The 386-nt window shown below is 38.3% G+C and carries 1 protein-coding gene; it reads left to right on the top strand.

Annotated elements, in window-relative coordinates:
* On the top strand, positions 1-386 hold a 386-nt coding region (locus Q1A60_RS21500), incomplete at both ends, for a hypothetical protein (protein WP_300008510.1).

Below are 386 nucleotides of genomic sequence, written 5' to 3'. Positions count from 1 at the left end.
GTCAATGGTACGCCCTATCAAGACCCTCCTAACTTTTTAGATGTACAACAAATAGCAAGTATTACGGTATTAAAATCGGTGGTAGCGACCTCTCGATATGGAACTTTAGCAGCAGGCGGCGCCTTTTTAATAAAGACGAAGGAAGTTAGTTTCCAAGACAAGGCAAAGAAAGCACAGAAATCAGCTTTGGTGAGTGGTAATGAGTATACAGAATCTTCTACTAGAACGTTAGATACCTCTACCTTACCAGAATATATTTTACGCTTACGCGAAATACCAAACATAGAGGATCGATTTGAGAAGTATCAGCGTATTTCAAGAACACAGGAATCTCCTTTAGAGTTTTATGTAGATGTAGCACAATATTTTGATGGGATCAATAGTAA

The organism is uncultured Dokdonia sp., from assembly GCF_947492535.1.
GTDB lineage: Bacteria > Bacteroidota > Bacteroidia > Flavobacteriales > Flavobacteriaceae > Dokdonia.
Note: the sequence above shows the minus strand (reverse complement) of the source record. Positions and strands in the feature narration are given on the sequence as shown.